This is a genomic window from Novosphingobium subterraneum (genome assembly GCF_000807925.1).
GTDB lineage: Bacteria > Pseudomonadota > Alphaproteobacteria > Sphingomonadales > Sphingomonadaceae > Novosphingobium > Novosphingobium subterraneum.
On sequence record NZ_JRVC01000005.1, the window covers coordinates 29,369 to 51,179 of the forward strand.

15 protein-coding genes and 1 tRNA gene are annotated in these 21,811 nt (G+C 63.5%); 7 read left to right on the forward strand and 9 right to left on the reverse strand.

What is annotated here, in order from left to right; genetic code table 11:
• Positions 1-37: 37 nt before the first annotated feature.
• The 5 genes from NJ75_RS06160 to NJ75_RS06180 form a co-directional block, all read right to left on the reverse strand.
• Positions 38-113: transfer RNA gene (locus NJ75_RS06160), tRNA-Val, on the reverse strand.
• Positions 114-267: 154 nt separating this feature from the next.
• A complete protein-coding gene (locus tag NJ75_RS06165) occupies positions 268-2,250 on the reverse strand; it encodes a TonB-dependent receptor family protein (protein ID WP_039332575.1) in 1,983 nt (660 codons plus the stop codon).
• 58 nt (positions 2,251-2,308) lie between these two features.
• Positions 2,309-2,719, reverse strand: coding sequence for a hypothetical protein (locus NJ75_RS06170; protein ID WP_039332576.1), 411 nt, complete (start codon positions 2,717-2,719; stop codon positions 2,309-2,311).
• An 82-nt stretch (positions 2,720-2,801) separates the two neighbouring features.
• A complete protein-coding gene (locus NJ75_RS06175) occupies positions 2,802-5,354 on the reverse strand; it encodes a DUF2309 domain-containing protein (protein ID WP_039332578.1) in 2,553 nt (850 codons plus the stop codon).
• 4 nt (positions 5,355-5,358) lie between these two features.
• Positions 5,359-6,765: a proton-conducting transporter transmembrane domain-containing protein gene (locus NJ75_RS06180; protein WP_082013291.1), complete on the reverse strand. Its 1,407-nt coding sequence runs from the start codon at positions 6,763-6,765 to the stop codon at positions 5,359-5,361.
• Between the two features lie 100 nt (positions 6,766-6,865).
• Between NJ75_RS06180 and NJ75_RS06185 the strand changes: the two genes are divergently transcribed.
• On the forward strand, positions 6,866-7,732 hold the full coding sequence (locus NJ75_RS06185) for a LysR substrate-binding domain-containing protein (RefSeq protein ID WP_039332580.1): 867 nt from the start codon (positions 6,866-6,868) through the stop codon (positions 7,730-7,732).
• Between the two features lie 2 nt (positions 7,733-7,734).
• Here NJ75_RS06185 and NJ75_RS06190 read toward each other — a convergent pair whose 3' ends face one another.
• Positions 7,735-8,217 (reverse strand): hypothetical protein, encoded by a 483-nt coding sequence (locus NJ75_RS06190; RefSeq protein WP_039332582.1) that lies wholly within the window; start codon positions 8,215-8,217, stop codon positions 7,735-7,737.
• A 231-nt stretch (positions 8,218-8,448) separates the two neighbouring features.
• Here NJ75_RS06190 and NJ75_RS06195 point away from each other — a divergent pair, with 231 nt between their 5' ends.
• The gene (locus NJ75_RS06195; protein WP_039332584.1) at positions 8,449-9,351 is read left to right on the forward strand and encodes a LysR substrate-binding domain-containing protein; all 903 of its coding nucleotides are present in this window, start codon (positions 8,449-8,451) and stop codon (positions 9,349-9,351) included.
• A gap of 4 nt (positions 9,352-9,355) precedes the next feature.
• Here NJ75_RS06195 and NJ75_RS06200 read toward each other — a convergent pair whose 3' ends face one another.
• Positions 9,356-11,110, reverse strand: a complete 1,755-nt coding sequence (locus NJ75_RS06200; protein ID WP_052242112.1) for a cation:proton antiporter domain-containing protein — start codon at positions 11,108-11,110, stop codon at positions 9,356-9,358.
• Between the two features lie 102 nt (positions 11,111-11,212).
• Between NJ75_RS06200 and NJ75_RS06205 the strand changes: the two genes are divergently transcribed.
• Genes NJ75_RS06205 through NJ75_RS06215 form a run of 3 tightly spaced genes read left to right on the forward strand, consistent with a single transcriptional unit; the run spans position 11,213 to position 14,936 of the window.
• Positions 11,213-12,676: a DUF4139 domain-containing protein gene (locus tag NJ75_RS06205; RefSeq protein WP_039332586.1), complete on the forward strand. Its 1,464-nt coding sequence runs from the start codon at positions 11,213-11,215 to the stop codon at positions 12,674-12,676.
• Positions 12,673-14,217, forward strand: coding sequence for a DUF4139 domain-containing protein (locus NJ75_RS06210; RefSeq protein ID WP_236727076.1), 1,545 nt, complete (start codon positions 12,673-12,675; stop codon positions 14,215-14,217). Before NJ75_RS06205 ends, NJ75_RS06210 begins: the two co-directional genes overlap by 4 nt.
• Before the next feature lie 50 nt (positions 14,218-14,267).
• Complete coding sequence (locus NJ75_RS06215; RefSeq protein WP_039332588.1) at positions 14,268-14,936, forward strand: SCO family protein; 669 nt, start codon at positions 14,268-14,270, stop codon at positions 14,934-14,936.
• Positions 14,937-15,008: 72 nt separating this feature from the next.
• Here the strand turns inward: NJ75_RS06215 and NJ75_RS06220 are convergent, their stop codons facing one another.
• Complete coding sequence (locus NJ75_RS06220) at positions 15,009-16,040, reverse strand: helix-turn-helix domain-containing protein (protein ID WP_052242114.1); 1,032 nt, start codon at positions 16,038-16,040, stop codon at positions 15,009-15,011.
• 335 nt (positions 16,041-16,375) lie between these two features.
• On the opposite strand from NJ75_RS06220, the gene NJ75_RS06225 reads away from it, so the two are divergent.
• Both NJ75_RS06225 and NJ75_RS25015 read left to right on the forward strand, forming a co-directional pair.
• Entirely contained in the window at positions 16,376-17,587 is a 1,212-nt protein-coding gene (locus tag NJ75_RS06225; protein WP_236727077.1) for a surface lipoprotein assembly modifier, read from the forward strand.
• Positions 17,588-17,612: 25 nt separating this feature from the next.
• The gene (locus NJ75_RS25015) at positions 17,613-20,282 is read left to right on the forward strand and encodes a beta strand repeat-containing protein (RefSeq protein ID WP_236727078.1); all 2,670 of its coding nucleotides are present in this window, start codon (positions 17,613-17,615) and stop codon (positions 20,280-20,282) included.
• A gap of 46 nt (positions 20,283-20,328) precedes the next feature.
• On the opposite strand, the gene NJ75_RS06240 is transcribed toward NJ75_RS25015, so the two are convergent.
• Positions 20,329-21,618, reverse strand: coding sequence for an adenylosuccinate synthase (locus NJ75_RS06240; RefSeq protein ID WP_039332593.1), 1,290 nt, complete (start codon positions 21,616-21,618; stop codon positions 20,329-20,331).
• Between the last annotated feature and the right edge of the window lie 193 nt (positions 21,619-21,811).

Genomic DNA, 21,811 nt, shown 5'->3' on the forward strand with positions numbered 1-21,811 from the left:
GCACGGACTATCGCATGAGGCATGTGGCTGGGAACGGTGGTGGGCGCTGACGGGCTCGAACCGCCGACCCTCTCGGTGTAAACGAGATGCTCTACCAACTGAGCTAAGCGCCCCTCATGCGAGGTGGGGCGCTATTGCGCGGATTCGCCGACGAGGTCAATGGGGCGCGCGCATGCTCAGGTGATCCCGTTGCTGATCAATGCTGGAGTCTTGGCGCCCGTGTGGTGACAGCAGCATTGTCTGCCGCCACCACGCTTCGTCAAGATGTCAGAACCTGGCGCGCAGGCCGGCATAGACCGCGCGGCGCTCAGCCGGGTAGTAGATTGCCGAAGTGCCAGATGCGGTGATGACGGCGGCGATGTCGCCTACGGCCTTCTTCCCAGTGATGTTGCGCAAGTCGGCGAAGAGATCGATATCGCTCGTCAGCGAGGCTCCCGCGCTTAATCCGACAAGCGCATAGCCGGGCGCGCGAACGGTGTTGCGATAGTCCGCAAAGGCGCCCTGCGGGACCCATTCGAGGCTGGGTGCGATGTGCAGGGTATCGCCGCCCAAGCGGACTTCGCTGCGCAGGACATGGCGCGGGACGACAGGCAGGTGGTTGTCGGCAAACTGGACATCGCCGCGGAAGCGGAAGTCCGAATACTGCCAGATCTGGCGAAGGCGGAGCCAGCCGGCCGGCTGCCACGAGAGACCGGCCTCGACGCCCTGATGGCGCGTGCGACCTGCGTTGAACGTGGCAGCGGGGATGCCGACATTGTCATCGGGTGTGTACTGCAGCATCTCGCCGGTCAGGTTGGCGCGATAGAGCGATATGTCCCATTCCAACGTGCCCAGGCGGCCGCGCGTGCCGATTTCCGCCGTCCATGCCCGTTGCGGGCGTACGGGCACGAAGGCGGCTTGCTGGGCAAGCTCGACGAAGGTCGGGAATTCGGCAGAGCGGCTGTAGTTGGCATAGACCTGAACTCCTGCTGCCGGGATCCACAGTGCACCGAAGCGGGGGGAGAAGGCATCGAAGGAGGCATTGCCGGTGACAGTCGAAGGCAGTTCGCGTTCCTGCCGACGAGCACCATTGGCATAGATGCCCCCGGCAATCAGGGTGAGACTCTCCACTGGAGAGACCCGCAGTTCCCCATACGCGGAGGACGTGCGCGCGCGCTGCTGTGCGCGGAAGGTCAGTGCGCCGCGCTTGCCGCCGTTGTTGATGAATTGCCGGGCGCGGGTCGTGCCCCAGCGGGATCCGCCGCCGAGGGTGATCGAGACAATCCCCGCCTCCCATTCGGCACGGGCGAAGAGGCCGCGATCGTCTGACTTCTGGTCGATCATCATGAAGATCGGGTGATCGAGTTGCTTGATGTTGTAGAAGCCACCGACAGTGAGTTCGAGCGGGCCGAGATCGAAGGCTGTACGGTTCTGCAAGCGCAGGGAATCGATATTGCGTTCCTGATCGCCGGTGAAGTTGCCTTTCTGCGGCGTGGTCAGGGCATCGGCAAGGGAGAGTGCGCCGGGCAACTCCTGCCGGATATGGCTGGCGGTGACGTAGAAGCGCGTGCTGAGGTTCTCGGCCAGAGAGAGACCGACGTTGCCGTTGAAGCGTAGGGATCGGCGACTGGCGTGTTGCCGGTCGCCATCGTGGCGGTCGGCGCTGATCCCGGCCCAGGCGCTGGCTGTGCTATCGCCGAAGCCTGCGGAAACCAGACCTCGCGCGAGGCCGAACGAGCCACCATCGAAGCGGGCGTAAAGACCGCGCGCGCTGTCGCCGCGTGGCGTTACGCCATTGATCGCGCCGCCCAGTGTACCTGAGCCGAAGCGAAGGGCATTGGCGCCGCGATAGACCTCGAGATGATCGAGGAAGATTGGCTCAAGCTCCTGGAAATCGCCGTTGTCGTCGGCAAGGTTGATCGGAACGCCATCCTGAAGCAGCGTCAGGCCACGCATGTGGAAGCTGCGCGAGAGGCCCGAGCCGCGGACCGAGATGCGGACCTCCTGTCCGAAGCGCGGCTGGCTGTAGACTCCGGGCGAAAAGGCCAGCGTATCGCGCAAGGAAATCACGGTGCGGTCGGCGAAGTCTTCGTAAGCAACGACATCGGTACCGCCGGGCGTTGCGGCTGCCTCTTGTTCGGCAATGGAGGCATCGCCATGACCGATGACGATGATCGCGGCGCCTTCGGCTGCGGCGTCTTCGGCGTGGGCAGGAGTGGCGAGCGAGAAGGCCATGGCCAGAGGGGCCACGGCGAGTATGCGGGTAGTCATGCGGGAATCGCTTTCGATCGCGTCTGGGTTCAGACGGCGGGCAGGATGACCGGTTCGGTCAGGCTATCGAGGTGGCGATTTCCGAGGGCGGGCCGCACGGAGGCGGCAGGATGCGGCGCGATGGAGCAAGGCGTGGGACCGCGATGGCGAGGAAGCCCAGCGCCAGCACGAAGGCCAGCGCGACGGCGAGCTGGATCGGATCGGCCCCGCCCAGGAGAGCGGCGCCGTGGCCTGCGAAAGTGCAGGGCTTGTGATCCTTGGCGGCGGTTTCCTTAGCGCCTTGCGGGATGGTGACCTGAACCGCCGAGTGTGCACCGGTACTGTCGGCGCAGACCAGAATGGTAATCGCGCGCGAGGTGCCGCCGACCATGTAGCCAGCCGGGACCAAGGCCTTCATGGCGAGCGCCAGCGCGACCAGCAGCACTGCCAGATGGCGGTTATGCAGCAGGAATGCGCGCAGGCCCCTCATGGCGCCCGCCCCTATGATGAGAGGCGGGCGGTGTCATGGGTTTTCATCAAGTTTTCAGCAGCGAGCGATCAACATGGTCCGATCAGCAGGGCCGGGCGGCCCATTCGCCGCGGACCCAGTGGTGGGCCTTGTGCTTCCACGGATCGATGACGACAAGATTGATCCAGCCGTTTTCAACCAGTCGGCCGACCACATCATGCGCCAGGACGATGTCCTGGACTCGCTGGAGCGGTGCCTCGATGATGACCGCAAGGCGGCGTGGTGTGTGGTAGGGTGTGCCATCATCATGGAACAGCGACTGCCGCGGCAGGCCGACACAGAGATCGCCGCCGCTGCCCTGCACGACGCCAAAGCCCCCGACCACATTCTGCGTCGTCTTGTCGCCCGCGCCGAACACCTCGTTGTCGATGGTCGAGAACAGGTACTGGCAATTGATCCACTGGGCGACGATCATCGGCGCAGTCATGATGCCCGCAAGTGCGCTGCCATCCTTGTCCCTTGTCCAGTCATAGCTGTGAAGGAAGGCGCTGCCGCCAAGGTCGATTTCCGCGGTCAGCGCGCGCGGGCCGACGATGAAGGCGGCGTTGCCGGACAGGCCCCATTCCGGGCGGACTTCTCCCCAGTGCGCGGCCCCGGTCAACAGGTCTTCGGCAGAGCGGCCAAGGCGGGCGGCGCGCTCGTTGCGGCACTGCGCACCGGCCCTTTGCAGGGCATGCTCGAACCTGGCGAGATCGGCCACGTGGCTTCCCGGCACGAGCTGGCGGTCGAAGATTTCGACCACGTCGCGGGTGGTATCGTGCTGCGCGGCGATGAACCAGCTATCATCCGGAATGGCAATGCCCTGATCGGCCAGGCCTGCGCGGACCTGACCGTCGTTGAGGATGGATGCCATGAGCCGTGCGTTCGGGCCACCCGGATGGCCACCGCAGGCGCCGCAATCGAGGCTTGCCGCGAAGGCATTGTTGGTGGTGCAGCCGCCGTGGCCGACAAGCGCGACGAGGCGCGCGGTATCCGGCGAAAGTCCGGTCAGCGAGAACATGGTGCGCGCATAGGCAATGCGTTGTTCCAGCGGGATCGCGTTGCTGCCGTGGCCATGGCCATGATCGTTGCAGGCGGCGGGCGTGAGAACGTGTCCCCGTTCGCCCACCAATCGTCTGCGGAAGGCGTCTGTCAGGCGTGGGGCAAGCGTGCGCGCGAGCAGGGCGACCGCTGCCAGCGGGCCAGCGGCCTCCGCCGTCGCAAAGCCCGTTGCACCGCCCTTGGTCGTATCGAGAATGGCGCGGGCGTCGGCGAGGGCGGCATGGCGCGCCAGCAGTGCATTGGCCTCGGCCTCCTGCCCTTGCGCGGCGCGTTCGGCAACGACGTGGGAGGGCGAAAGCAGCACCGGCAGCTGGTTGCGCTCCGGTGCATCACAGGCCGGCGAGATGGCGATGGGCAGCCCGAAGAAGCCGGCATAGCCAACCGTTTCGTAGCGGCCCTGTGCTTCCAGCGCGCGGCGCATGGGTTCGGACCGGACATCGATGCAGAACACTGCCTGGGCTTCCGCAACCGGCGCCTTGGCATTTGCGGTCTGTCTTGCCGATGCGCCTTCGAGCTGGGGGGCGATCGTGCCGAGGAAGCTGGCCTCTGCTGCTTGCTGGAAGATCAGTCCCAGTTCGGCCAGCGACATCGCGGCGATGCGGTTCAGGCTCTCACGTGCAGCCTGCGACCACGTGGCGGGCGTTTCCGGGTCAAGACCGAAATGCGCAAGCAGCGTGCGGCAGACATGGGCGTGTTGGCGCGAAGGTTCTGCCAGTGCCCGGGGACCGCTGCGAACGCTGCCTTCGACGAGCGCGACCAGTGCCATCAGTTCGATCATCGATGCCGGGGCAGATGCACTGGCGGCAGGGCCGCCATGCTCGCTGCGCCAGCGCAGATGCGCGGCCCAACCCGGCAAGGTGGCGACGAGGCCACGCAGCCAGCCAAGGCGCCGGTCACGGGAGACGCCATCGCGGCGCGCGGCAAAGAGCAGCATCTCGAGAGGATCGGCAGGGACGTTCGCGAGCCAGTGTGCGGCGGTATCGTCACCAGCGCGGACAAGGCCCGGATCATGACGAAGCGCCGCGCTCATGCTGCTGTACAGGCCGTGCTGACGACCGGGCAGGGTGAGCGTGGCGTTGCGGTCGAAGAAGGCCGCGAGGTACCGCGCAAGTATGGCGATCGGCGTGGTGAGTTCCCGGCGGACAACCGGAGTGTCGTCCGCTGGAAGCTCGACAAGGCGCGCCACCAGAAGGTTATAGGCGTTGAGATCGGGGCCAAGCGGCGCGAATGCGGGTTCCAGACCGCCAAGCGCGGCGACCACGGCCTTGCGGAAAGCGATATCAGCAATGCGGCCTTCTGCCTTGAGCGCGCGCCACTGGACCAGCGAGAGGGAGGGGCGGGCGCCGAAGAGCTGGGCAGCCTGGGGCAGGGCGTCCTCGAACGGGAGGTCTTCGAAGCCCGACAGCGGGTTGACGGCGATGGCACTGTCCAGCGGCCAGAGCGGGGCAACAGTCTGCCCGGCAATATCTACTAGGGCCTGCAGTTCGCGCCGTTCTTCCTGGAGGCTAGCTGGAACGCCGGTATCGGGTGCGAGTGACGCAGTAGCAATGTTCATGGCTTCAGTCCTTCGCAATGACGGTGGTGGAGACGGGGGTGGAAGTGGTGAGGGCGTTGCCCGCATGAAGCAGGCGAGCGAAGAGGGAGGGAGGCAGAGCCTGTTCGCCGCTCACGATGCGTTGCTGCCAGACCCATCCGGTGAGAAACAGCGAGAGGATGCCAAGCTGCCCGTAAGGCGACAGCAATGGCTGGGCGGCATCGGGCTGGAGTGCGGTCATCAGAACGAGCACCGCAGCGTTGAGGGCAATCAGAGCGCCCGGCATCAGGGCCACGACTGCGCCCAGTGGTCCACGCGGCAGAGATCGTGACGCAACGGCCATGGCACTGAGCAGCGCAGTGAGTGCGAGGCAGACTGGCAGGAGTGCATCAGCCCGGCGCGCCTCGATCAGGAAGATTGCGCCGACGATCGTTGCGAGCGCGATGAGCGCAGGCCACGGCTGGGCCAGACCCTTGGAACGTGTCGGCCTGGTGGAAATGGTGCCTGCCGAGCCGAGGAACAGCCAGGCCTTGAACAGGCCGTGAGCGACCATGTGCCAAAGAGCCGCAGCATAGGCGCCGAGCGCAACCGTGAGCAGCATGAAGCCCATCTGCGCGATGGTCGATGCCGCGAGCGATCCCTTCACGTCGGCACGCACCAGCATGATGGCACTGCCGACCAATGCTGCGACGACGCCGGTAGCAAAGAGCGCGTAACGCGCGTGGGGCGATGCCTCGAGAACGGGGGCAAACTGGATGAGCAGAAACCCACCTGCATTGACGAAACCGGCATGCATCAGGGCGGACACCGGGGTCGGCGCGGCCAGCGAGCGCATCAACCAGTTCGAGAACGGCGGGATCGCACAGCGGGCCAGTGCGGCGATGACCAGGAGAAAGGCGGCTGCGGTCGTCAGAAGAGAGGAGGAGCCGACTGCAACAGACCTTATGGCAACGATATCGCTCGATCCGGCGGCAATCGAGAGCAAGGTCACTGCGCCGATCAGCGCCACGTCGCCAATCGTGAAGGCAATTGTGGCGCGGCGTGCGGCATCGCGGGCTTCGCTCCATTCGCCAACATGGCCGATCAATCCAGCCATGAGGCGGCCCGAGACGATCCAGGCGGCAGCGAGCAGCATGGCGTCGGCGGTCAGGCCCAGCAAGACAGTCGCTATGGCAAGGCTGGTCGCGAGGCGTGTGAAGGAATCACTGCGCCGGTCTGCGCGCAGTTGTCGACGGGAGAAGGCAAGGACAACGACGGCGATCAGGATGCCAAGTCCTGACAGGGCGACGCCTGGGGTAGTGACCATGGCATGGCCGGTGGCGATAGTTGCGGCAAGCAGGGAGCCAAGGGCGAAAACGGGCCAGTCGGCCGGCTTGAGGCGAAGCGCCAAGCCCCTTTTTGTGGCAGGTGCAGTCATGGTTGTCGGGTTCATCGTGTGCCTCCTTCGTTTCGCAGGTGCAGCACCGTCGATGATTTTAGAAACGAATTTATGAAATATTGAAGATTGCAAACGTCAATGATAAAATCCCGTCATGGCCCTGCGGAACCTCGACATCGACCTTTTGCGCTGCTTCGTGACGATTGCCGATACGGGAAGCTTTACCCGCGCCGGTGAGAGGCTGGGCCGGACGCAGTCGGCGATATCCCTGCAACTGAAGCGCCTTGAAGAGCAGGTCGGGCGCTCGCTGTTCCTGCGGAGCCCGCGACACCTTTCGATCACGTCCGAAGGCGAACGGCTGATCGGCCCGGCCCGGCAAATTCTGCGGCTGAACGATGCAACCTTGGCCGAGATGTTCGAGCCGGACATTGCCGGGTCGGTCCGCGTCGGCGTGCCCGAGGATTTTGCAACGGCCCATCTGCCCTCGGTTCTTGCAGCATTCACCGAGGCGCACCCGCTGGTCGAGCTTGAGGTAACTTGCGATCTGACTCTCAATCTCCTCGAGCGCTTTCACGCAGGTCACTTCGATCTGGTCCTGGTAAAGCGCCAGCCGACGCAAGACGTGCAGGACGGCGTTCGGGTGTGGCGCGAGCCACTGGTCTGGGTCGCGCGGGACCGACAATCAGCGGCAGACTTCGAGCGGGTGCCGTTGGTGGTTTCGCCCGAGCCGTGCGTCTATCGCAAACGCGCCACCGAGGCACTGGACGCGATAGGGCGCGGCTGGCGCGTGGCCTATACATCGACCAGCCTGGCGGGGAGTCTTTCTGCGGTGCGTGCAGGACTTGGGATCACCGTACTGCCGCTGGAAATGGTGCCTGCCGGCTTGGCGACAGCTGGAGAGGAGGCTGGCCTGCCGCCGCTTTACGACACCGAGATCGCCCTGCTCGAAGCGCCCGGCCTTTCGGATACGGCGCACTTGTTGGCCCAGCACATCATCGCAGCACTGGAACGCGGAGCGTGACCTCAGTCGTCGAGGTTCAAGCGGGCGAACACTTCGGGCCGGATGCAGCGCAATCCGTTCTCGACCGGGTTGGCACAGCGCGATGGTGCGATCCGCAGCTGCGCCTGGTGAAGCGGTGGCCCGGCCTCTACGCCATCCATGACCAAGCGTAGGCCATCGCCTCGCTTTGCACAGACCGTGACCTCGCGCGTGCTTGAACAGCGCCGATCATGCGCGACAGGGCGAGGAGACGAGGTTTCAGGCAAGCGGTAGGCGTGGTGGGCCTCCAGCGGTTGGGGCGTTCCGGTCGTTACGGCAATCGCGGCCAATATCTTCAGCATGGCAAGTGACCTCTCGGTCTGGGCGGGATAGCCCTGAATTGTCTGGCGGCGCCTCGTGCCAGGGTCGTCACGATGCGCCGCCAGTGCTCCGCTGCCGTCGGCTTGCCGCTTCCGGGGGCGGGCCAGGTCGGCAGTGGCGCGCCTTGCGCCGGGTTGATCGCGCAAGGCCCGTTGCGAAACTCGTGGGGGCGACGCGGACTGGCGGTGCGTCGCCCCGGCAAGGCATCAAGGGACAGTCGGGCAGTTCAGCGAGGGGGGACGAGCGTGAACTGTGGGAGATCGACCGTCGGCGGGGCATCCTCTTTTGCCTTGCCCCTGCACAATGCCGGGGCCAAGCCATTGCGTCCAATCGAAAGAGCGGCGACGAATCGATAGAATTCTTCTATCGGAGGTGTCATGCCTACAGTCAGACAGCTTGAGTATTTCCTGGCGGTTGCCGAACTGCGTCACTTCGGACGCGCGGCACAATCCTGCAACATTTCGCAACCTACCCTCAGCCATCAGTTACGTGCTCTTGAAGATCGGCTCGGCACCGCGTTGATCGATCGCGCAGCGCAAAGCGTGGAATTGACGCCGGTCGGTCGCGAGATATCCGAAAGAGCGCGCCGGGTGTTGCGGGAAATCCGCGACATCCGCGCGGTTGCGGCGCGCGCGCGCAAGCAGCCTTCCGGGATCGTCCGGCTGGGGATCACGCCCACTCTCGGGCCTTACCTTTTGCCTGCCCTGATCGGCGCGCTCAATGCCGAACAGAGCGACTTGCGCTTCTATATCCGTGAAGGGATCCCGGCCGAACAGACCCGTGATCTCGCTTCGGGTCGGATAGATCTGATGGTGGGGCCGGGGCCGGTGATTGGTGAGGACCTGGAGGTCGTCCCCCTGTTCGACGAGCCCATGAGCGTTGTGGCATCGCGCAGCCATCACCTCGCCGGGATTGCCCACATTGACCGGTCGGACCTCAAGGGTGAGCGCTTCCTGACGCTTGATCCACGCCACCACTATCACCAGCAAGTCCAGCGTGTCTGCGCCGAACTCGGTGCCGAGATGCTGCTGGATTACGAGGGGACAAGCCTGGACAGCATTCACCAGATGGTGGGCAGCGGTGTTGGTCTGGCAATTCTGCCAGAGCTTTACCTTCGGTCGGAAGTGGGGGGCGATGCTCTGGTCGTTCGCTTGCCGGTTCAGAATTGGCGCTGCGAACGTGCCATCGTTGCTGCCTGGCGTGCCAAATCGGCAAGTGCGGACGATTACCGCACCTTGGCGCAGCGCATTCGCGACGAAGCCGCCGAGTTGCTTGCCTAGCCCGTCAGGCCGGACGCCCTTGCGGCTCCGTGATGATACGGTCACGCGCGACACGGACGTCGCCCGCTTCGATCTGCAGTTTGAGCCGTTCGCGATCATTGGCGCGGAACATGTCTTCGGCGCGCGCAATATCTTCTGCCGAGAGGCCTGCGTCAGCGAGGGCGACGCGCGCCATCTTGACCGCGGACTCCATCACTTCGCGCACGACGGCGCTGACTGGCGTGCCGCGCAGCCGGATGAGCGCGCGCCGGTCGTAGGCGCGAACGTAGATTGACGCGCGCGGGAAAGCTTCGTGCACGGCTTCGACCAGATCAGTCGTGACCTGATCGCCGTCCATGCAGAAGAAGATCATCTCCGCTTCCGCTGCCCCGGCTTGACGCAGCAGATCGAGCCTTGTCCCGTCGCCGAAATAGACCTTGGCCCCGAACGTGGCTGCCACGTCGATCATCTCAATGTCGGTATCGACCATTGTTACCGGGATGTTGCTGGCCAGAAGCATCTGCGTGACACCCTGCCCGAAGCGGCCAAAACCCACGACCACGGCGTTCGAACCGTCGGGCTGGGGGCCTTCGCGCTCTCCGTGCGAAGCATTCTCCGCTTCGCGTCGGATCCCTGCTGTCGCCATCATCAAAAACGGCGTCGTGGCCATCGACAGGGTGACAACAGCTCCGAACAGGCTGGCGGCTTCGGGAGCGATGAGCAGTGCTCTTTGCGCCTGCGTGAACATCACGAAGCCGAATTCGCCGCCTTGGCTGAGCAGCAGGCCGAGGGCGAGTGCGCCGCGCCAGGGCATGCCGAAGAGGCGGCCGATGCCGAAGATGATCGCCGCCTTCACCGCGATCAGGCCGAGGGCCATTCCCGCGACGAACAGGGGGCGCTCGGCGATGGCGGCAAGGTTGAGCATCATGCCCACGGCGAGGAAGAAGAGCCCGAGCAGAATCGAGCGGAACGGCTCGACATCGGCTTCGAGTTCGTGACGATAGGGGCTGTCTGCCAGCATGACGCCTGCGACAAATGCGCCCAAAGCAGTCGACAGACCTAGGAGTTCCATGACGGCTGCCGACGCCATGACTGTAAACAAGGCAGCGACCACGAACATCTCGCGCTCGCCCAGATTGCCGATCAGGCGGAAGAGCGGCCGGATCAGATAGCGGCCAGCGGCGATCAGTCCCCCGATGGCGCCGAGAGTGTAGAGCACCATCAGCCACCCGGGAGGGCCCCCGGCATCGGCGGGGTTGCGGCTCATTGCCGTGATGATCGTGATCATCGGGATGATCGAAAGATCCTGGAAGAGCAGGATCGCAAAGGCGCGTTCGCCGAACGGCGTGCGCAATCGGCCCGAGGATTGCAGCATAGGCAGCACCTGCGCCGTGGACGAGAGCGCCAGCGGCAGGCCCAGGGCCAGCGCTGCTTCCCAGCTGAAATCCGTCGTCAACAGGATCATGCCTGCGACGGCGAGCCCACAAGCGGTTACCTGAAGCAGGCCAAGGCCGAGGATGTCGCGCTTCATCTTCCACAGCCGGGATGGGTTCAATTCCAGCCCGACCAGGAACAACAGCAAGGTTATGCCCAGTTCGGCGATGCCGAGCTTCTCTTCCGCATCGCCAACCAGACCCAGCAATTGCGGGCCGACAACAGCTCCGGCCACGAGATAGCCCAAGGTCGCCCCCAGCCCCAAGCGTCGGAAGATCAACACGAAGGCCAAGGCGAAGCCGAGCAGAAGGAATCCATCGCGGAGCATTGATGTGTGTTCGGCCATCTTTCCTCTTTAGGCCGCTCATGTTTCATCGCAACCGTCGTTCAGCCTGCGTTGATCTGCCACCGGAGAGAGGTTAGCCTTTCGAGAACGGTGGAGGGGCAGATGCGCAAGGTTCTTGGTCTTCTGGGATCGGCTGTTCCCATAGTGGCTCTGGCTCAGACCATTCCGACAAGCGCGCAAGGCGACGTCTCGCTCACCATCTACAACAACGATCTCGCGCTGGTGCAGGACGTGCGGCAGATGTCTTTGCCGACGGGGCGGCATCGTCAGGAGTTTCCTGATGTTTCTGCAGCCATCCGACCAGAGACAGTGACGCTGAATGCCGGGGGCACGAGCATTGTCGAACAGAACTTCGACTACGACCTGCTGACGCCCGAAAAGCTGATGGACAAAGCGGTTGGACAGACCGTGACACTCGTGCGCGGGGCAGACGACAAGCGCGAGACGGCGACAATCCTCGCCAATAACGGCGGAACGATCGTCCGCGTGGGAAACCACATCGAAGTCTTGCAGAATTACGGTGCGCGAGTGCTGTTTTCCAGCTTGCCGCCGGGCTTGCGGGCGCGCCCGACGTTGTCGGTAACCCTGGACACGACCGCGCCGGGCGCGCGCCCGGTTTCGCTGAGCTATCTCTCGCGCGGGTTCGGCTGGAAGGCCGATTACGTGGCATTGTTCGATGAGGCAGCCGGCAAGATTGATGTGCAGGGCTGGATCACGCTCACCAACAATAGCGGCACGACGTTTGACAAGGCCAAGGTGCTGTTGGTGGCGGGCGCAGTCGGCGATGGCAGCGGCGGCTATAATGGCGGATTTCGGCCCCAGCGTCCGATGATGCCGGGGAACCGACCCGGAACGCAAAGTGCAAATCGCGAGAGCCTGGGCGACTCCTACGTCTATCCGATTGCCGGGCGAACCACGGTGGCCAATGCGCAGCAGAAGCAAGTCAGCTTCCTCGACGTCGGCGGCGCGCCCGCGACCAAGGCTTATCACTTCCGCAACGGCTGGCTTTCCAGCCAGACCGAGCCGCAGAGCGCCGATACGGTGCTGCGCTTTTCGACATCAAGGGAAGCCGGACTGGGCGATGCCCTGCCTGCAGGCACGGTGCGGGTCTACATGCGCGATGCGCGCGGGCAGCCGCAGTTCATCGGCGAGAATGCAATCGGCCACACCCCGATGGGATCCAGCCTTGCCCTCAAGACTGGCGAGGCGTTCGACGTGAAGGTCCAGCCGGTGCTTGAAAAGCGCGACCGGATCGACAGCGGGGAATGGGAGAAGACTGCGCGCTATCGCATCACCACGCCGGGCAAGGCCCCCAGCGAAGTGACGGTGGAGAGCGAGAAGGTGTTCTGGCGCACGACAATGACCTACAAGGTGACCAACGCCCGGGCCACGCCGGTGACGGTTGAAGTGGTACAGGGCGGGCTCGACAATTGGTGGCATGATGCGCGCGTGCCGAGCGAGAGCATCAAGGGCGAGCAGCGCTCGGCCGACGAGCGGGTGTGGCAGGTCCCGGTCTCTGCCAATGGCGAGGCCACGCTGACCGTGCAGTTCGACACGCGATATTGAGCGCGCCGGTGCGCCGCCTTGCCATCGTGGCCCTGATGCTGAGCGCGGCACCAGCGCTGGGACAGGGCCTTGTCACATCGCCCGGGTCCGACAGCGTCTCGGTCAGCATCTATCGCGCGCCCGACCGGGACAGCGACGAGGCGATGGATCTCGATTGGCTTGAAGGCTACGCACTCGTTACCGAGAAGCGCACCGTGGATATACCTGCGGGCAAGGCCACCGTGCGCTTCGAAGGCGTGGCGGCGGGGTTGTTCCCGGAAAGCGCGATCGTCACCGGACTGCCTTCGGGCGTGCGGGAGAAGAACCTTGATGCAGACCTGCTTTCGCCGCGCAGCCTCTATGCGCGCATGTTTGGCCGGCCGGTGATCTTGCGGCGAACCGACCTTGCGACCGACACGGTCCGCGAAGAGCGCGCGGTGATCCGCTCTGGCCCTGATGGGGCTGCCATCGTGCAGACGGCAGCGGGCTTCGAGGTTGCCAACTGCGGCGGCCTCGAGGACGAAATACTCTATCCCGAAGCACCATGGGACCTGTCTGCGAAGCCGACGCTTTCAATCGAAACGGATAGCCAGGTGGCGCACAAGGCAACGCTGTCCTTGTCCTACCTCGCTTGGGGTTTCGATTGGCAATCCAACTACGTCGTGCGAATGAACGCGGATGGCCAGACGGCCGATGTCTCGGCGTGGGTAACCCTGGCCAGCAGCGATTCCATGAGTTTTGCCGATGCGGAGACTGCGGCGATCGCGGGCAAGGTCAACCGCGAGGACAGCTCCCAAGGGGAAAAGCCCTCGGGCGGGGAACTGGAACTGACCTGTTCGCTGTCGCAGCTGGCACCACCGCCCCCGCCTGCACCGCCGCCTCCGCCTATGGTCATGCCCGCGCCGGCGATGGAAATGGCCGACATCGTGGTCACGGCTCAGCGTGTGGGTCCGTTCAATGCGCCCGTCACCGTGCAGCAGGAGGGCCTTGGCGATCTCAAGCTGTACCGGGTGCCAGTGCCGGTTACCGTGGCGGCCAATGCGCAGAAGCAGGTCGCGTTGGCGCAGAAGCATGACGTGAAGATGGAGGCACTCTATCGTGCGGATGTCTCCGAAGACAGGGTCGGAGAGGTGCGCCAGATGTTGCGCACGCGCAACCGCAAGGAAGACGGGTTGGGCCTGCCGTTGCCGGGTGGGCCGGTAACGGTGTTCGAACCGGTTCGCTCTGGCCCGGATCAAGGGGCAATGCTTTTGGCCGGGGAGGGTGGGCTTCCAGACCGCGCGGTGGGGGAGGACGTCGAGATCGTGCTTGGAGAGGCGACGCAGATTGCGGCCAGCGTCCGGCAGATCGCTTCTGACGACGTATCGCGTACGGTAGCATTGGACGTGAGCAATGCTCGGCCGGTTCCTGTGCGCTTCGAGGCCCGGATTTTCTCAGGTGGGAGAATGGAGGGTATCTCGCAGCGACGTCTTGTGCGCAGGGACGGACGGACGATCTGGTCGGTCGTGATACCTGCGCGCGGCAAGGCCAGTCTGACGTACAGGATTGTTAATTCTGACTAAAAACCGACACTTATCCTTCCGAAGAGATTTTCACCTGCTATCTCGGCGGCATGACCATGCAGAGCGACTTCCGGCGATCGTTCATGGAGCGTAAGCTGCGGCTGATTGTCGTGCTTCTGCTATTGCTTGGCGCGGCGGGGTATCTGTGGTGGGCTGCGCGGCCGGAGAGGCGATACGAACAGTCAGGTGTTGCTGAAGACGGCAACTATCGGCTCGTCGCGCAGGACGGATCACTATTTCAGCGGTCCAGCCTAAAGGGGCATCCGTACATTACATACTTCGGCTATGCATCCTGTCCCGACAGATGCCCGGCGATGCTTGCTCGGCTTTCGCGCATCCGAGCCCGGATGGGGTGGACGCATGAAGACCTGCCGATCGTGTTCATCACCGTAGATCCTGCGCGGGACACTCCGGAACGCCTTGATGCCTTTGTCAAAAGCCTTGGGGAGAATATCATCGCGCTGACAGGCGAACCGCAAGTCATAAACCGCATTACGGACAATGCTGGTGTCTTCGTGAAGATCATTCCGCAGTCCGGCGACAACTACCGCATCGAGCATACGACGAAGGCGTTCCTCTACAACGTGGACGGCGATTTTTGGGATACGGTCAGTCCGCAGGAAGCCGACGCCCGGATCGAAGCCAAATTGCGTGACGCCGCAGTAAGCCCACCGCCGAAAACCGAAATGTCTCACGCCACCTTGGACAGGCGTCGATAACTCTATCTCGTTGTCGGGCTGCGGAGCGGCTGGCTTTGTCTCTCGCGGTTGCCGAACTTGAGTTGCTGGTTGTCAGAGCGGTGGCACGGCCGCCTCGATTTCCGCAAAGTAGTGCGCCATTGCGTCAGCCGCTTTGTCCGAAAGGGCGATGAACGCGCGGCGGCGATCCGTAACATCCTCCGCCCGGCAAAGAAGCTCGGCCTCGGTCAACTGGCCGATCCACCGCAGCGCAGTTGTCGGCGGAACGCCCGATGCAATGCACAGAGATGTGACGGAAACCCTTTTGTGTTCGGCCCGCGCCGCCGTGAGATCGAGCAGCATGTCCCATGCAGGGTCAGCGAACAGATCGCCTTCGAAGAAGCGGGCGCGCAACTGGCGCTGGCGTATGATCTTGCGGACAAGGCGAGGGTCGGGCAGCGAGGGGCGAGTACCTCGCGCGATACGCACGCCGGCACAGTCACGCTCTCCGGTCGCATCAAAAGCGAAGGCGGAGGCCTGGACGTGATCAGTCGCCGCCGATGAGCCAGACAGCGTTTCCAGGCGATTGGCGATTTCGCTTACCTGCTGGGTCAAGCGAAGCAAGGACATGCGATCGGTATCCGACAGCTCACGAACTCGGCCTCCCTTGGCCGAGAGCGTAGGAGAGGCGAGGACGTGGCCGAGCGCGATGACCCGGTCCGACCGAGATGGATTGACGAGGATCTGCGCACCGGACTGATCGAGGCAACCGAATACATCATCCAGTGCCCCCACGCTCGTCGAAACGATCAACTGGCTACTTGTGCGGGCAGCACGTTCATCCAGCGAGACAAGTGCTGCAATGTCGGCACCTTCGAGGAGCGGGCAATCAACCAGTACCAGATCGCCCAAGGTCTGCTCTGCACGCGCATTGAGCAATTGCGCCAGCTCGCCCGTGCCGCAGACGCGCAACCCTGCAGCCGATGCATCTTCGGCCATCTCCATGCGCAGATAACTACGATCGGCGAAGATTGACACGGCAAGAGGCGCGGAAGGGCTGAGCCACGCTGCCTGCTCGTCGGCGAAAGGAGGGACGTCAAAATCTGTTGCAGCAAAGTTTGGTGCGAAGGCTTGGACCAGCGTCATTGCAATGTTCCCTCAGTACTTGCCCTAAGTGCGAACATGAGTGGAACATATGTGGATCAGGTCAAGATCGTTTATCTCGATTCTGGATATAGTTTCGCGGTGACCCGGGGGCAGGTGAATATGGCCTCGGTTGAAACGACGTCTTTTCCGCGCTTGATAACTGCTGATTTGTTCGCAATATCGGATCGGTGTTCTTACTGCAAACTGCCTCCATTTCGGATGTTCCAGCGCAACTAGTGCAGTCTCAGCGATTTCTCATTGAAACAGCACATGAAAATGCCAAGCAGGACGAATCGGCGCCCAGCTTGCAGCTGACAGCGGCGCAACTTTTCCAATTGGCCGATTCTGCTCGCGATGCTGGCGATTACGCCACGGCAGAGACGGCCTATCGCGCCTTGGCGGGCAACCCAGATATCGAGTTGCGGAGCGAAGCAAGGTTTCGCCTGGCGATGATGCTTGCCGACCAGATGAAGCGAACGCGCGATGCTGCGGTCGAACTGCGTCGCATCCTCGACGAAAAGCCGGATGCCGCGCGGGTGCGACTTGAGCTGGCCCGGATGGACGCGATGATGGGGCGACTTGGCGCCGCCGAGCGTGAAATGCGTGCCGCCCAAGCCAGTGGCCAACTTCCGGCAGACGTCGAGCGTGCCGTGCGTTTCTACGCTGCGGCGCTTGCTGCGGCAAAACCCCTTGGCGGCAGCCTGGAGCTTGCGCTTGCGCCAGACAGCAACATCAATCGCGCAACAAGGGCAGACACGCTAGGCACTGTCATAGGCGACTTTACCCTAAGCGACGACGCCAAAGCCAAGTCCGGCCTGGGGCTTGCGGCGCGCGCGCAGGGGTATCTCCGCGTGCCGCTTAGCGCCGGAGCCCGTCTGCTCGCGCGGGTATCAGGCAGCGCTGACTTCTATCGCTCCGGACAGTTCGACGATTATGCGCTGGCCGTGCAATTCGGACCAGAGTTCCAGTCCGGTGCAGACCGGATCACTTTCTCAGGAGGCCCGTCCTGGCGCGGGTACGGCCAAGCGGCGTTCAGCCAAGGATGGGGGGGCACTGCGGTTTTCCAGCACCCCTTGGGCAAGCGATCGCAGGTGCGTGCCGAAGCGGCTGTCTCGCGCCTCGACAATCGCCGCAACGACTTGCAGGATTCAACCATTTATGCGGGCACGCTCGGGATCGATCATGCCTTCAGCGCGCGCTTTGGCGGCGGGATGCAATTGCGGATGAGCCGCACCTCAGCGCGCGATCCGGGTTGGTCAGATTGGACCGGCGGGACATCGGCGTATGTGTTCAGGGAACTGGGCAGGACGACGGTCGTGATGGACGGAAGCTACTCGCGCCTGGAGGCCGATGAGCGCCTGTTCCTCTATCCGAGAAAGCGTGTGGATGACCGGTTCAGCCTCGGGCTTTCGGCAACGTTCCGCGCCATCCAGTGGAAGGGCATCGCACCTTTCCTGCGCCTCAGGATAGAGCGGAACCGTTCGACGGTGGGCATTTTCGATTTTGATCGGCGCGCGGCGGAATTTGGCCTGACGTCGGCATTCTAGCGTAAGGAAAAAGGGGAGAGGGGCAATGACCAGACATGACCGCAGGGCGGCGACAGCGTCTGCCTTGACCATTGCATTGATGCTGGCAGCGTGCGGCGGTGGCGGCAATGGCGTCAGCAGCACTCCGGTGCCTACGCCTGCGCCTACGCCTACGCCTACGCCTACGCCTACGCCTACGCCTACGCCTACGCCTACGCCGACACCCACACCCACACCGACGCCTACACCTACACCTACACCCACGCCTACGCCCACACCGACACCGACACCGACACCGACACCGACAGCAAACACGAGCCTGGTCGCGCCGCTTGTCAGCGAAAGTTTCAAGAATGTGGCATCTGTCGGAACTGTAAGTGTTCCGACCAATGGCGCCGCGGTCAGCACCTCGGCTTCAGCCTTGGCGCTCACGGTCTCCTACAACGCCACTAACCGCTCCTGGACTGTCTCGGACGGCACGCGCAGCCGCACTTTCGGTCCAGGCGACATCGACGCGACGCAATCGAACAGCGCAATTACGACCTACAAGTTCGTTTCGGGCAATACGACCGAGTTCCTCTCGTTGACCACGACAGGCACAGCCGCAGGTCAGACCCGTTTCGTGGGGGCAGGGATCTGGCAGCGCCAGGTCAATGGAAGCACCACGATCGATGGGCGCATTTCCTCCTTCGCCTATGGGGTACAGACGCCGAACGGAACGCTGCCGAGGACGGGCGCGGCCAGCTTCGATGTAAAGCTGCTGGGCGCGCGGACGTTCAGCACGAACATTTATGCGCTGGGAGGGACAGGCAAGCTTTCGGTCGATTTCCTGTCCGGCGGCATTGCCGGAAGCGGCTTCTACGACGAGACCGATGTTCAGACCAATGTCACCGCGCGGGGCTATAACTGGAACGCCTTTGCGCTGCTGTCCAAGAGCGCGAACAGTTTTCTTGGCCAGTTGACCTTGGGCAGCGCCGGAACGGGTGAGTTGCACGGGGCTTTCTTCGGCCCCAACGCCGAGGAAGTTGGGGCGGCCTTCTCGCAAAACCCCAACTCGGACGTCGCCGCAACCGGTGTGATCTACGGCGCTCGCGGCACGACACCGGTCAATACCTCGACCAGCCTTGCCAGCCCTTCCACCGACCAGTTCTATCAACCGTTGAGCGCCTCCGTGAAGGGCACCCTTGATGGAGCAGGCTATCTTTCAGCAGTGGGCGCCGGCAGCGGGCTTGCGTCTGTGCATCAGGGTGAGAATGGATCGCCACTGGTGTTTTACGGTTCTGATGGCCGGATCATGTGGCAGCCGACAAAGGCGGGACAGGTCGGGCTGACGTATGACTTCTACACAAGCAGCGACTACCTGCGCGCAGGCATTCTGACCGACCGGCAATCGAGCATCGGCCAGATAGATGCGTTCGTTTATGGTTTCGCGACGGCCAATTCCTCAACCCCGCGAACCGGGACGGCTGCCTTCAACGTTTCCCTCAATGGCGGGATACTGGCCAACGGGTCGAAGATCAGTGGCGTGAACGGCAATGGCAGTTTCAACGTCAACTTCCAGACTGGCGCCGTTTCGACGCTTGGAGCCTATACTGTTGGCAATGCCATTCCGGGCACCTCGGCGGGCCTGCCGGGCACCCAATCGGATGCAGGCAACTGGAGCGGAAACGCGACGCTTTCATCAAGCGCCAATGCGTTCAATGGTGACATCACCTTCGATGGTACGACCGATTACAACGGCACGCTGACCGGCAAGTTCTTCGGTCCGGCTGGGGAGCAGATCGGGGCGGTGGTTCAGGCCAACAGTTCCGGCGGTGCCGTCATGGCAGCTACGCTTGCAGGCGGCCGCGGTTCGGACAGCACCGCTTCCCAGAGCGGACTTGCCGGCCTCACGACGACTACTGTGCTGAATGGCAACGATTCCCAGTACTATGTCGTCAACGGTCTCAGCCCGGCGGAGCAGGCGCTTCTCGATACCAATGTCGAGGTTACCTACAACCCGACGAACAAGTCATATGTTCTCACGTCGAAGACGACTGGCACGAACTTCGGCAACGCCGTGCAGCTGTCGCAGACGCTGGCGGCGGCGGACTATAAGGCGGCGGAAAGCACCAGCACCTTCGATGTGTATCGCGGTGCCGATTACACGGCGCGGGTGTTCAAGTTCGGTAGCGGCAACCCCTCGATTGCCCTGACTTACACCAGTTTTGCCGAAGTGGTGCGAACCGACACGGTAGACGGACGCCAGGTGGCGACGCACTACTATGTGCCGTTCGGCGGCCTGACGCCAAGCTTCCAGATCCCGCGAACGGGCTCGGCAAGCTATTCCGGGGTAGTCTACGGTTATGGCCGGAACGGTGCGACGCAGCGCGAGGCTTCGCTTTCGGGGACCAGCACTTTCACGGCAGACTTCGCCGCAGGCACTGGCAGCGCAGTCCTCGCGTTGACGGCGACAGATGTCGGCAATAACGCGACGTCGAGCCTCGGCAACTTCACTTACAGTGGATCGCTTGCAGGCAATTGTCCGGGCTGCGGCGTTGGCAACACGTTCTCCCTCAGGGGAACCGGCACCGACGTGCTCAGCACCAGCTTCCTCAACGGCATGTTCTTTGGAGCCAACGCTGCCGAATGGGGCGGCTCGTTCCTCCTGCAGCTGAATCCGCCGGGCGGACAGCAATCGATCTATTCAGGTGTGACCGTCGGCAAGAAGAACTGAAGCTTTGCAGCCTCACCATCCGCCCGGACGGTGAGGCTGCAGGTGTTCAATCGACGAAGGGATCGCGCACAAGGATCGTGTCCTCGCGCTCCGGGCTGGTGCTGACAAGGGCAACCGGCGTTTCGATCAATTCCTGCACGCGCTGGATGTACTTGATCGCCTGGGCGGGCAAGTCAGCCCACGAACGCGCGCCAGCAGTGGTGCCATCCCAGCCGTCCATCTCTTCGTAGATGGGCTCAACCTCAGCCTGATCGGCGGCGTGGGCCGGGAAGTAGTCCAGCACCTTTCCGCGCAGGCGGTAGCCGGTGCAGATCTTCACCTTCTCGAAACCGTCCAGCACGTCAAGCTTGGTGAGAGCAATCCCAGTCACGCCAGAGATGGCGCAGGACTGACGCACCAGCACCGCGTCAAACCAGCCGCAGCGGCGCTTGCGCCCCGTGACCGTACCGAATTCGTGGCCACGCTCGCCAAGGCGCTGGCCGACTTCGTCCTCAAGCTCGGTAGGGAACGGCCCGGAGCCGACGCGGGTGGTGTAGGCCTTGACGATACCAAGCACGAAACCTGTCTGCGAAGGGCCAAGACCCGAACCGGACGCGGCGGTGCCCGAGACGGTGTTGGACGAGGTGACGAACGGATAAGTGCCGTGGTCAACGTCGAGCAAGACGCCCTGCGCGCCCTCGAACAGGATGCGCGCGCCGGCCTTGCGGACGGTGTTGAGGCGCTTCCAGACCGGCTGGGCGAACTGCAGGACGTACGGCGCTATCTCGCGCAGTTCGGCGATCAGTGCGGCGCGATCGACCGGCGGCTGTCCAAAGCCTGCACGCAGCGCATCATGATGCGCGCAGAGGCGATCGAGTTGGACATCGAGCGCATCGAGATGGGCAAGGTCGCACACGCGGATCGCGCGGCGGCCGACTTTGTCTTCATAGGCAGGGCCGATGCCGCGGCCCGTGGTGCCGATCTTGCCTGAGCCGGCTGCCTGTTCGCGCAGACCGTCAAGGTCGCGGTGCAGGGGCAGAATTAGGGGGCAATTGTCGGCAATGGCGAAGTTTTCGGCATTGATCTCGACGCCCTGCGCGGTCAGCTTTTCGATCTCGGCCTTCAGCGCCCACGGATCGAGTACCACACCGTTGCCGATGATCGAGAGTGTGCCAGTGACAATGCCCGAGGGTAGCAGAGAAAGCTTGTAGACCTGTTCGCCGACAACGAGGGTGTGGCCGGCGTTATGCCCACCCTGGAAGCGGACAACGGCATCGGCACGGCTGGCCAGCCAGTCAACGATCTTGCCTTTGCCTTCGTCGCCCCATTGGGCGCCGATAACGGTTACATTGGCCATGAATACACTCCTCCACCCTGCCCGGGTGGATCCTCAAGACGCCCTTCGACAGGACTCGGCGAAACGGGATGGATGAGCGGGGCAAGACCCCGGTTTTCGGTGCGCGCCCTAGTGGCATAGGCAACCCAAAGTCAAGGGCGCCGCGAACTGGGCTGGTGAGATCGAAGGTCTCCTCGGCTTGCCGACAGCAGCT

Excerpts from the sequence above, each read along its gene's own strand:
- NJ75_RS06165 (WP_039332575.1), bottom strand. The coding sequence starts at position 2,250 with ATGACTACCCGCATACTCGCCGTGGCCCCTCTGGCCATGGCCTTCTCG.
- NJ75_RS06170 (WP_039332576.1), bottom strand. The coding sequence starts at position 2,719 with ATGAGGGGCCTGCGCGCATTCCTGCTGCATAACCGCCATCTGGCAGTG.
- NJ75_RS06175 (WP_039332578.1), bottom strand. The coding sequence starts at position 5,354 with ATGAACATTGCTACTGCGTCACTCGCACCCGATACCGGCGTTCCAGCT.
- NJ75_RS06180 (WP_082013291.1), bottom strand. The coding sequence starts at position 6,765 with ATGAACCCGACAACCATGACTGCACCTGCCACAAAAAGGGGCTTGGCG.
- NJ75_RS06185 (WP_039332580.1), top strand. The coding sequence starts at position 6,866 with ATGGCCCTGCGGAACCTCGACATCGACCTTTTGCGCTGCTTCGTGACG.
- NJ75_RS06195 (WP_039332584.1), top strand. The coding sequence starts at position 8,449 with ATGCCTACAGTCAGACAGCTTGAGTATTTCCTGGCGGTTGCCGAACTG.
- NJ75_RS06200 (WP_052242112.1), bottom strand. The coding sequence starts at position 11,110 with ATGGCCGAACACACATCAATGCTCCGCGATGGATTCCTTCTGCTCGGC.
- NJ75_RS06205 (WP_039332586.1), top strand. The coding sequence starts at position 11,213 with ATGCGCAAGGTTCTTGGTCTTCTGGGATCGGCTGTTCCCATAGTGGCT.
- NJ75_RS06215 (WP_039332588.1), top strand. The coding sequence starts at position 14,268 with ATGACCATGCAGAGCGACTTCCGGCGATCGTTCATGGAGCGTAAGCTG.
- NJ75_RS06220 (WP_052242114.1), bottom strand. The coding sequence starts at position 16,040 with ATGACGCTGGTCCAAGCCTTCGCACCAAACTTTGCTGCAACAGATTTT.
- NJ75_RS25015 (WP_236727078.1), top strand. The coding sequence starts at position 17,613 with ATGACCAGACATGACCGCAGGGCGGCGACAGCGTCTGCCTTGACCATT.
- NJ75_RS06240 (WP_039332593.1), bottom strand. The coding sequence starts at position 21,618 with ATGGCCAATGTAACCGTTATCGGCGCCCAATGGGGCGACGAAGGCAAA.